This window comes from Archangium sp. (assembly GCF_036388035.1).
Lineage (GTDB): Bacteria > Myxococcota > Myxococcia > Myxococcales > Myxococcaceae > Archangium.
On sequence record NZ_DASVSO010000429.1, the window covers coordinates 1 to 9317 of the forward strand.

A 9317-nucleotide genomic window follows, 5' to 3' on the forward strand; every position below is an offset into this window, starting at 1 on the left:
GCCATGGCCTCGCCCGCGCCGCCCGCGTCCGCCGCCGTCGTCCTGTCGCGCCGGTGGTGACAGGCGAGCCGCAACGGCGCGGCGGTGCTGAAGGCGGCGGGGCTGGAGCACCTCTTCGACGCTCGGGTGGATGGCGTGGAGGCGGGGCGGCTGGGGTTGCCGGGCAAGCCGGCCCCGGACACGTTCCTGGAAGCGGCGCGGCGGTTGGGCGTGCCGCCGGCGCGGGCGGTGGTGCTGGAAGACGCCCAGGCCGGAGTAGAGGCGGGGCGGCGAGGAGGTGACGGACCTCTCCACCGTGAGGGTGGAGGAAGGAGGCTGAGGTGCGGGAAAGCGGGCCGGACATGCGACCGATGCGGGAATTGCCCTCGGCACTGGAGCACTGGGAGGGGCTGCTGCGGCGGATGGAGGGCCGCGAGGTGGCCCTCTTCCTCGACTACGACGGCACGCTGACGCCCATCGTCCCCCGCCCCGAGGACGCGCGCCTGTCGGACGCGATGCGGGCCACAGTGGCGGCGCTCTCGCGGCGCTGCCCGGTGGCCATCGTGAGCGGGCGCGACCTGCCAGCGCTGAAGGACTTCGTGCGGCTGGAGGGTACCTGCTACGCGGGGAGCCACGGCTTCGACATCGAGAGGCCGGGCGGGCAGGCGTTCCAGCAGCCGGAGGGGCTGGCGCTGCTGCCCGAACTGGATGCGGCGGAGCGGGAGCTGGCGGAGGGCCTCGCGAGCGTTCCCGGTGCTGGGCTGGAGCGCAAGCGCTTCAGCGTGGCGGTGCATTGGCGGCACGTGGAGGAGGCGAGGGTGCCGGAGGTGGAGCGTGTCGTGGCCGAGGTGCTGGCGCGACACCCGCGGCTGCGCCGGAGTGGGGGGAAGAAGGTCTTCGAGGTGCGGCCGGACATCGACTGGCACAAGGGCCGGGCCGTGGAGTGGTTGTTGCGCGAGCTGGGACTGGCGCACGAGGGCGTGCTGCCGGTGTTCGTGGGGGACGACCTCACGGACGAGGACGCCTTCGAGGCACTCCAGGGGCGGGGGCTCGGGCTGGTGGTGCGAGGCGACGAGGCGCGGCCCACGGCGGCGGATTACGCGTTGGAGGACGTGGAGGAGGTGCGCCGACTCCTGGAGTTGCTCACCGCCCGCGCGGAGGGACGAGGCGATGATGCCGGAGCCTTGGCTGTTCACATATGAGGGCTTCGAACGGGTGTGGATTCACACCCCGGGCGTCCAGCGGACGGGCAGCGACTCGAAGCCGCGGAAGAGCAGGCTGTGGCACTTGAGCCGCGGGAGTTGCTTCTCGTCCAGGCGCAGACCCGGCAGCCGCTCGAGCAACACCGAGATGGCGACCTCCAGCTCGCGCCGGGCCAGGCCGGCACCCAGGCAGTGGTGCGGCCCGAAGGCGAAGCTCATGTGCTTCTGCTGGTGGGGGTCCCGGCTGATGTCGAAGCGGTCCGGCTGCGAGAAGGCCTCCGGGTCGCGGTTGGCGGCCGCCATGCCGAGGAAGACCATGTCGCCCTGGCGGATGGTGCGGCCCCGCAGCTCGAAGGTCTCCGCCGCCACCCGGTGGACCCACGGGATGGGCGGATCGTAGCGCAGCATCTCCTCCACGGCCGACCGCACCAGCCCCGGGTTCTCCTGGAGCTTGCTCAGCTCGGTGGGATGGGTCAGCAGCGCGTGGAGGCCGTTGCTGAGCTGGTCCGTGGTGGTGAGGTGCCCGGCCGAGAGGACGAGCAGGGCGTTGGCCACCATCTCGTCCACGCTCGCGCCGCCCGCCTCCTGTCGCTGGACCATCTGGCTGAGCATGTCGTCGCCAGGGGCGCGCATGCGCTCGGCGATGAGCGCCGTCATGAAGTCGCGCGACTCCACCATGGCCTGGTTGGCGCGGCGGGCCAGCGCCACCATGTCCACCCCCATCGCGGGGCTGAAGAACTCGGAGATGGGGTGGGCCCACGCCACGAAGCGCGTGTGCTCCTCGGCGGGGATGCCAAAGAGCTCGGCGATGACGAGGGGCGGCATCAGGTAGGCGATGTCCGTCGCCAGGTCCATGCGGCCCCGGGGGAGCACCGCGTCCACCAGCCGGTTCATCGTGCGGCGGATGGTGGGCAGCCAGACGTCGAGCGCCTGGGGCGTGAAGCCCGGGCTGACGCTGCGGCGCAGGCGCAGGTGCTCCTTGCCGTCCTTCATCAGCATCTCGTCGCGGAGGACCGCGAGGATGTCCCGGGCCCCGTCCCCCACCAGGCTCTTCATCTGGAACTCGGCCAGCCGCGTGCGGTCCGCGCTCAGGCGTGAGTCGCGGAAGGCATTCATCACATCGTCATGACGGGTGAGGAACCAGGCATTCACCACGCTCGACCAGTGCACCGGGTCGCTCGTCCGCAGCTCCCCGTAGAGGGGGACCGGATCGAGCATGTTCTCGGGCTCAACGGGGTTGAGGGGGTGCTTGCGGGCGGCGCTCGACATGGTGCTCTCCTCGGACGACACATCGTGATGTACGGGTCTGACGCGATAAGCCCTTCTGACCCTCTTGTCTGGAGATGAATTGCAGTTGTCGAGCCAAACCCCTGCAATCCCCTGACCCACGCAGCGGGGGTGGAAAGCTGTGGGCCGGGACTCCCTTTCTGGGTAGGCCCAGGTAGGCCCCACGGGGAGGACCGACGTTTCCCGTCACCCGGCGGGCTCCAGGGGCGGGGTGGGGTGCCACCCGGAGGGTCAGGCGTCACCCGTGCCGGCGAGCGGGGCCACGGACTCCTATGGTAGAGGCCGGCGCATGAGCACGGAGTTAGTGGAGCGGGTGGTCATCCGCGAGGCGAGGCCCGAGGACGACGCGGCCATCGGCGAGCTGCTGGTGGAGGCCTTCATCACCCAGTACGCGAAGAAGCTGCCGGAGGTGGTGTACACCGAGGAGCGCAAGCGGAGCCTGCGGGACACGGCGACCAAGCGCGAGGTGGCGACGGTCCTGGTGGCGGAGCTGGAGGGCCGCGTGGTGGGCACCGTGGCGCTGTGGCCGCCGGGCGCGCCGGGCTCGGAGGCCTGGCTGCCGGACGCGGCGGACCTGCGCCACCTGGCCACCGCGGTGGACCTCCACGGCCAGGGCCTGTCCAAGCCCCTGCTCGACGAGGCCGAGCGCATGGCACGCGCCTGGGGCGTGTCGGCCATCTGTCTGCACGTGCGCCGGGGCGCGGAGGGCGTGCTGCGCATGTACCAGCGCCGTGGCTACGTGCGCGAGCCGGCGGGTGACCTGGAGCTGCCCACCGTCTTCCTCGTGGCCCTCGTGCTGCGCTTCCCGCGCTGAGCCGCCGGGGGGGCTCCCCCCTCGCCTCCATTCCAGAATTCACCCCGTGCGGAGGTGCGGATGCGGAATTCCGCCCCCGCGAGAGCCCCCGTGCGCCTCGAGCTCCGAAGGCATGCCGTCGCCTCTTCAAAAATGAATTGCCATTGGGCTGTAATCACAGACATTCGAGAAAGATAGGAATAAGAAATACAGGCTGTTTCTACCTGCTTGACAGAGAGTGTTTGGAGATTCTAGTTTTCCTGAGTTCCCGCGAGAGGAAGAGTTGCATGGTGGGTAGCAGCTCGCGGTAGGGCTTCTGGAAATTCAAGCGGAATGCCACCGGCGGCTGCCTGTGTGGGACCGACTTGTCTCTCGCGTGTTTCGCGTGCTCCGCGAGGAGCACAGCTGAACCGGGGTCATCCACCCGGAGCTCACTGCTTCAACGTAAACCTCGGGAGGCGTTGAATGGCTGCTTTGACCTGGTCTCTGCCCGCTACCCAGCACCACACCCATATCCGGCACGTGCAGTCTTCTCCGCCCGCCATCTCCCTGCGAGAGGCGAGCGGTACCAACCCGGAGGTCGTCGCCAGCTATTACGACCAGAAGACGGCCTCCATCCTCAAGAAGTATGGGCCGGGCCCGCGCGTCCACTTCCACCTCGGCTACTTCGAGGAGCCGCTGGACACCGCGGTGGAGGCGGACGTGCTGCGCCAGCGCATCCGCCGGGCACAGGAGGACGTGGTCGAGCGCGCGGCCCGCGCGTGGGATGCGTCGCGCGAGTTCGCCGGCCGCCTCCTGGATGTCGGCTGCGGCCTGGGCGGCGGTTCCATCTACTGGGCGCAGCACTGCCCCACGGACGTGACGGCGGTGACCATCGCGCGGGAGCACCTCCCGCTCATCTCCCACTTCGCCCAGCAGGCGGGGGTGGGCGAGCGCGTCCACCCGGTGCTCTCCGACGCGTGCGAGGTCCAGTCGGAGGAGCCCTTCGACGCCGTCGTGGCCATGGAGAGCTCGTGCTACTTCCCGCATGAGCGCTGGTTCCAGCACCTGCGCCGCTTGGTGCGCCCCGGGGGCGTCGTGTGCCTCGAGGACACCTTCCTGGGCCTGGCGGACTGCCGCGAGCCCTTCGACCAGTACTGGCACACGCGGATCGAGACCGTCGGCGAGTACGTGCGCTGCGCGCGTGCGGCGGGCTTCGAGCTCGAGAACGACGTCGACCTGACGGAGGGGACGACGGACTTCTGGCGCCAGAGCGTCGAGTGGAGCCGGCGCACCCTGGCGGCGGGGGGCGTGGACGCCGAGGAGGCCGAGCGCCTGAAGAAGTCCATCCTCTGGCACGGGTACTTCCACGAGGCGTGGTTGCGGCGGGGGATCGAGGTCTGGTTGCTGAAGTTCCGGCGCGTCAGCTAGTGGGTGTCCTTTGGGTGCACGCGAGATGAACAGGGTTCGCAATCAACAGGTTCTCGAGGCCACGCTGGAGTGGGGGCGCGAGCTGCCCGGCTTCCTTCCCGCGCATGCGCTCCATGGGGTGATGCTCACCGAGGCGTTCGCGGCCGGCGTCCAGGACACGCGGGGCGAGTGGATCCCCGGGCTCGGCGAGGACGAGCCGGCCCTGCGGCTGGCGGCCATGGACCTGGCCTGCATCCTGTGGGTGGATGACTGGTTCGACACGCGGGAGCACACGAGCCGGGAGGTGGAGCCCGGAGAGTCGCTCGTGAAGGTTCTCCTGGGCGGGTCGGCGACCACTCCCGAGGCGGTGGGCCTCGCGCGGCTGCGCGACAGGTTCCGCGCCGCGGCCCGAGACCCGGACGACCACCGGCTGTGGGCCGAGACACTCATCGACGTGGTGCGCGCCTCGCAGGAGGACCGGCGCGTCTCGCGCGGGGAGCGCACGCGCACCTGGGGCGAGTACCTGCGCGATGGCGAGCACAACATCGCCGCCGCCCACATGGCCTTCACCTTGTCGCTCGCGTACGACCTCGGGCTCTCGACGCGGGCCGCCGAGCCCCGGTTCCGCCGCGCGCTCAGCCACCTGTGTCTCGCCATGCGGCTGCGCAACGACCTGGCCAGCGCGGAGAAGGAGCGCCGGGAGGGCAACCGCGCCAATGGGCTCTTCGTCCTGGAGCGCTACCTGTCTCCCGAGCAGGCCTTCGCCTTCGTCGACGCGGAGCGGCTCGGCTATGAGCGGATGCTGGCCCGGGAGGTCGAGGCGCTCGGGCCCTACCACCCCTTCCCGCGAATCGCGCGGGTGATGGTCGCCGCGGTGGAGCGCTTCTATCAGCTGCCCGATTCCCGCTACGCCGACGCTCCCTAGCGCGCTCCACGAAATCACATCTTTCCTGGATGTGGTGTTTTCATGGGTGCGTCGGTATAAATTGGAGAGCACCCACCCGAAGTCCCTCGAAGAGGGGAGTTTCCATGTCCAAGCTCGTTGCGTTCATCGTCGCGTCCATCGTGGCCGCTGGGGTTCTCGTTCCGGTCGTCGCGTATGCCTACGGGATGAAGAATGGTCCCTGCTCGGTCTCCGTGAACTGCATCGGCGGCCAGGTCGTCTCGTGCAGCGGCCAGCAGGTTTGTTATTGGAAGACCGATTCCACGACCTACGGCCGCGGCTTCGTGGAGTGTGACAGCTACGGTCGCACCTACTGCGGCCTCATCGAGTAACGGTTTCTCGGTGAAGGGCCCTCCTCGCGAAGGAGGAGGGTCCTGCGTGGCACGCCTACCTCTCCCGACCCCCGGGAGCGGGTGTGTCAGAGGGGGGTGTCATCATCCCGGGGACACACTGGCCCTCGGGCCGGCTCCCCCCGGTGCGCACCCTCATGTCCAGTTACCGCCTCTCGCAGAGCGATGCCGTCGAGTGGCTCCGTGCCCAACCGTCCGCATCGGTGGACCTCGTCATCACCGACCCGGCCTACGAGTCACTCGAGAAGCACCGCGCCATCGGCACCACGACGCGCCTCAAGCGCAGCAAGGGGTCGAGCAACCACTGGTTTCAAATCTTCCCCAACGCCCGCTTCCCCGAGCTGTTCTCCGAGGTGTGGCGGGTGCTGAAGCGCGACGCGCACTTCTATCTGTTCTGCGATCCCGAGACGATGTTCATCGCCAAGCCGCTCGCGGAGGCGGCGGGCTTCCGGTTCTGGAAGCCCATCGTCTGGGACAAGCTGCACATCGGCATGGGCTACCACTACCGCTCGCGCTACGAGTTCATCCTCTTCTTCGAGAAGGGCCGGCGGCGGTTGAGCGACCTGGGCGTAGCGGACGTGCTCCCGGTGCCGCGCGTGTACCGGGGCTACCCGGCGGAGAAGCCCACCGCGTTGAGCGAGGTGCTCATCCGGCAGAGCAGTGAGCCCGGCGACGTGGTGGTGGACCCCTTCCTGGGCTCGGGCTCGGTGGGGGTGGCGGCGGTGCGGCTCGGGCGGGACTTCCGGGGCACCGACCTCTGTGACGAGGCGCTGGCCATCTCCGAGGCACGCCTGCGCGCCGAGGGCGCGGTGCCAGAGGCGGCGGAGGAGACGAGCGTGCGCATGGCCCAGAGCGGGTGAGTGCGCGGCGGACAGGCCTCGCCCGAGGTCACCGCTGGGAGAAGCCCCGCGGCGGCATCGCGGGAGCGCGGTGCAGCCAGTTGTCCTCGGGGTAGCGGGCGGTGCCGTCGATGAGGTGGACCGAGTAGGCGTGGCGGCTCTTCGGGGAGGTATTGGCGCCGCTCTTGTGGGGCAGCAACCCGTGGAGCACGACGAGGGAGCCCTTCTTCACCTCCAACGGCACCATGCCCTCCTCGGGCACGGGCGTGGGGTCCAGCACCTGGAACGTGGTGCCGCCTCCCGGGGCACGGAGGAAGCGCTTCTTCAGGCCCAGCTGATGCCCGCCGGGCAGCGCCCACAGGCACCCGTTCTCCAGCGTGGCGTCCTCCAGGGCGAACCAGAAGCCCAGGCACGTTGGCGGCTCCGTGTAGAGGAACGTCGCGTCCTGGTGGCTGTTGACCTCGCCCCCGATGAAGGGCTGCTTGAAGATGTACATCGACTGGATCAACAACGGCTGCTTCACACCCAGCTCCGCGGCCAGGGCCGCCAGCTCGGGCGTGCGGGAGAAGCGGTCGAAGAGGGGCTCCAGGTCGTGCAGCGCGTGGCCGATCTTGTTGATCGACAGCGCCTTGTCCTGGCGCAGCGAGCCGTCCGGCTTGAAGGCGCCCTCCTCGAAGAAGAACCGGATCTGGTCCCCCGAGGACAGGAAGTACTCGTCCGAGGTCTTCGTCTGCTCGTGCGTGGAGAAGATGGAGACCGTCTCGGGCTGAAAGCCCGCCACCAGCTGCTCGGCTCGGGCCTTCAACGCATCACAGGTGGCCGCCGGGACGAACCCGGGCAGCACGAGGAAGCCCTGTCGCGAGAACTCTTCAGCACGATTCATGTCCGCTCCCATGTACGGCCGCGACCGGCAGCCTATGCGAGCGGGCGGGGGACCGCGAAGAGCGGATGGCGGGATTCGAACCCGCCAAGGGCGGATCCGCCTCCACTCGGGCGCAGAGGCACACCCCCATTTTCCCCTTTGAAGCAGCTGTTCGGACGAGAGTGGTGAGTTGACCCGGGTTGAGGCGACGCCTGAAACTTTCGACCTCGACAAACAGCGTTCCAGCGTCGTCGATTACTTGCCGACGAGCTGCACCGCATCGACGTACTTGTACCCAGAATCAACCGCATTGGCGATGGTGACCCTGACGCCCTTGGCGAGGTACGGCGTGGACTCGAACTTGCGCACGAACCAGGTGCGCCCTCCACGTTTGTCTTCGACGGCGTCGCTCAGCCCCGACCATACGGAATGCGTCTGCCCATCGTTATCGATCAGCTCGATCTTGTTGATTGCACGCACTCCATGGGGGGTATCGTTGTCGAACACGACGCGCACCTCGGTCGCACTGACCGGCCTGTCGTAGCTCAGCTCGACCCACTCGAAGCCGATGTCCGGGCTGTGGTTGGTCCAGTGCTTGCCGTCCGGGGCACCGCAGACGCCAGGGTCGGTCCCCGGCTTGTAGGAGTTCCCATAGGCGCTGCTGGCTTTGGCCGTTGTCGCCCATTGCCCGTTGGAATCATTGATGTAGCCGTCTTCCATCGTGGCGAAGTCCAGCTTGGCCTGCCGCTTCGCTCTATCGGCGTCCTGCGGCGTTGCCTTCGCGGCGGCGGTCGGCTCGGCGTCCGTAGCCGCAGCGGGCGGAGCGGCGGACACGGTCGACCGAGGAGCCCCAGCCGTCCCAGCACCGTCCGCGGCTCGAGACTCCGCGGGCTTCTTGCACGCCGACACCGCCAGGACAGCCGCAGCGGGCAGGATGAGCAATTCACGTTTCATGGAAGGATCCTTTTCCTCATCAAGCTGCTAGCACAATTGCGCCCACCGGCGCCGTGTTGTCCAGTGGAAGCCCCGAGACGCTCTTCCGCACAGTCCGTGGGTTGGAAGACAGAGCGACGGGGCCGTGGCGCGTAGGTCGCTCACGAGGAGAGGCCCGTGAGGAGCCAGGCCGCAGGGTCCTCCCTGGTCCTCTCAACCGACTTCTAGCGTCCGGAAATCGACTCACCTGACCCGCTATGACAAGTAGGCGGGTCGGCAAGCTGAACCCCCGGGGTAAACAGGGAAGGCCGGACAGGGTAGCTAGATGCTCGAAACTTCGGATCTCCACAGCCGGACGGCACGGGGAAGCGCTCTGCTTGCCTTGAGACTCGTCCACTCAGCCGAGGTTGAACGGGAGTGCAGGCAGGTAACGCTGCGAAGCACTGAGGGACAAGGCCATGCACCCAGCAGGTCTGACGCGATTGGTGGCGCTGCTAGTAGCGGAGGCGCAAGCCGCCAGTTTGGAGCATCAAGAAACACTCCGCCGTGCACCGCGAATACTGCACCAGGACGTGCCGCGAAGAATTCAATAGGTGCGTCGACAAACAAGAGGAGCTTGAGCGGCAAGAATCACAGAGCAAGAAACTGACATTTCCAAATATCAGCGAAGCGCTCGACTGGCTCAAAGAGCACACACCCGAGGCGCCGCCCGGAACCCATGTGGCAGTGGCCGGAGTAGG

The 9317-nt window shown here is 68.3% G+C and carries 10 protein-coding genes and 1 pseudogene; 8 read left to right on the top strand and 3 right to left on the bottom strand.

The window, feature by feature from the left end; translation table 11 throughout:
* Positions 1 to 135: 135 nt before the first annotated feature.
* Positions 136 to 450 carry an HAD family hydrolase gene (locus VF697_RS17335; protein WP_331096387.1) on the top strand — a complete coding sequence of 105 codons (315 nt, stop codon included), beginning with the start codon at positions 136 to 138 and terminating at the stop codon, positions 448 to 450.
* Complete coding sequence (gene otsB / locus VF697_RS17340) at positions 342 to 1181, top strand: trehalose-phosphatase (RefSeq protein ID WP_331096370.1); 840 nt, start codon at positions 342 to 344, stop codon at positions 1179 to 1181. Before VF697_RS17335 ends, otsB begins: the two co-directional genes overlap by 109 nt.
* 21 nt (positions 1182 to 1202) lie before the next feature.
* On the opposite strand, the gene VF697_RS17345 is transcribed toward otsB, so the two are convergent.
* Positions 1203 to 2450: a cytochrome P450 gene (locus VF697_RS17345; RefSeq protein WP_331096372.1), complete on the bottom strand. Its 1248-nt coding sequence runs from the start codon at positions 2448 to 2450 to the stop codon at positions 1203 to 1205.
* 307 nt (positions 2451 to 2757) lie between these two features.
* On the opposite strand from VF697_RS17345, the gene VF697_RS17350 reads away from it, so the two are divergent.
* From VF697_RS17350 to VF697_RS17370, 5 genes are all read left to right on the top strand, one after another.
* Positions 2758 to 3282: a GNAT family N-acetyltransferase gene (locus tag VF697_RS17350; RefSeq protein ID WP_331096374.1), complete on the top strand. Its 525-nt coding sequence runs from the start codon at positions 2758 to 2760 to the stop codon at positions 3280 to 3282.
* A gap of 444 nt (positions 3283 to 3726) precedes the next feature.
* Positions 3727 to 4671, top strand: coding sequence for an SAM-dependent methyltransferase (locus tag VF697_RS17355; RefSeq protein ID WP_331096376.1), 945 nt, complete (start codon positions 3727 to 3729; stop codon positions 4669 to 4671).
* A gap of 25 nt (positions 4672 to 4696) precedes the next feature.
* On the top strand, positions 4697 to 5575 hold the full coding sequence (locus VF697_RS17360; protein WP_331096377.1) for a terpene synthase family protein: 879 nt from the start codon (positions 4697 to 4699) through the stop codon (positions 5573 to 5575).
* Between the two features lie 104 nt (positions 5576 to 5679).
* Entirely contained in the window at positions 5680 to 5925 is a 246-nt protein-coding gene (locus VF697_RS17365; protein WP_331096379.1) for a hypothetical protein, read from the top strand.
* Between the two features lie 155 nt (positions 5926 to 6080).
* Complete coding sequence (locus VF697_RS17370; RefSeq protein WP_331096381.1) at positions 6081 to 6803, top strand: site-specific DNA-methyltransferase; 723 nt, start codon at positions 6081 to 6083, stop codon at positions 6801 to 6803.
* 28 nt (positions 6804 to 6831) lie between these two features.
* Here VF697_RS17370 and VF697_RS17375 read toward each other — a convergent pair whose 3' ends face one another.
* Together VF697_RS17375 and VF697_RS17380 are read right to left on the bottom strand one after the other, a co-directional pair.
* Positions 6832 to 7665 carry a phytanoyl-CoA dioxygenase family protein gene (locus tag VF697_RS17375; RefSeq protein ID WP_331096383.1) on the bottom strand — a complete coding sequence of 278 codons (834 nt, stop codon included), beginning with the start codon at positions 7663 to 7665 and terminating at the stop codon, positions 6832 to 6834.
* A gap of 234 nt (positions 7666 to 7899) precedes the next feature.
* The gene (locus VF697_RS17380; RefSeq protein WP_331096385.1) at positions 7900 to 8598 is read right to left on the bottom strand and encodes a hypothetical protein; all 699 of its coding nucleotides are present in this window, start codon (positions 8596 to 8598) and stop codon (positions 7900 to 7902) included.
* A gap of 525 nt (positions 8599 to 9123) precedes the next feature.
* Here VF697_RS17380 and VF697_RS17385 point away from each other — a divergent pair.
* Positions 9124 to 9317, top strand: a pseudogene (locus VF697_RS17385) (hypothetical protein); the annotation flags it as partial.

Bases quoted from the DNA above. Each gene is read 5' to 3' on its own strand.
- otsB (WP_331096370.1), top strand. From the start codon at position 342: ATGCGACCGATGCGGGAATTGCCCTCGGCACTGGAGCACTGGGAGGGG.
- VF697_RS17345 (WP_331096372.1), bottom strand. From the start codon at position 2,450: ATGTCGAGCGCCGCCCGCAAGCACCCCCTCAACCCCGTTGAGCCCGAG.
- VF697_RS17350 (WP_331096374.1), top strand. From the start codon at position 2,758: ATGAGCACGGAGTTAGTGGAGCGGGTGGTCATCCGCGAGGCGAGGCCC.
- VF697_RS17355 (WP_331096376.1), top strand. From the start codon at position 3,727: ATGGCTGCTTTGACCTGGTCTCTGCCCGCTACCCAGCACCACACCCAT.
- VF697_RS17360 (WP_331096377.1), top strand. From the start codon at position 4,697: ATGAACAGGGTTCGCAATCAACAGGTTCTCGAGGCCACGCTGGAGTGG.
- VF697_RS17365 (WP_331096379.1), top strand. From the start codon at position 5,680: ATGTCCAAGCTCGTTGCGTTCATCGTCGCGTCCATCGTGGCCGCTGGG.
- VF697_RS17370 (WP_331096381.1), top strand. From the start codon at position 6,081: ATGTCCAGTTACCGCCTCTCGCAGAGCGATGCCGTCGAGTGGCTCCGT.
- VF697_RS17375 (WP_331096383.1), bottom strand. From the start codon at position 7,665: ATGAATCGTGCTGAAGAGTTCTCGCGACAGGGCTTCCTCGTGCTGCCC.
- VF697_RS17380 (WP_331096385.1), bottom strand. From the start codon at position 8,598: ATGAAACGTGAATTGCTCATCCTGCCCGCTGCGGCTGTCCTGGCGGTG.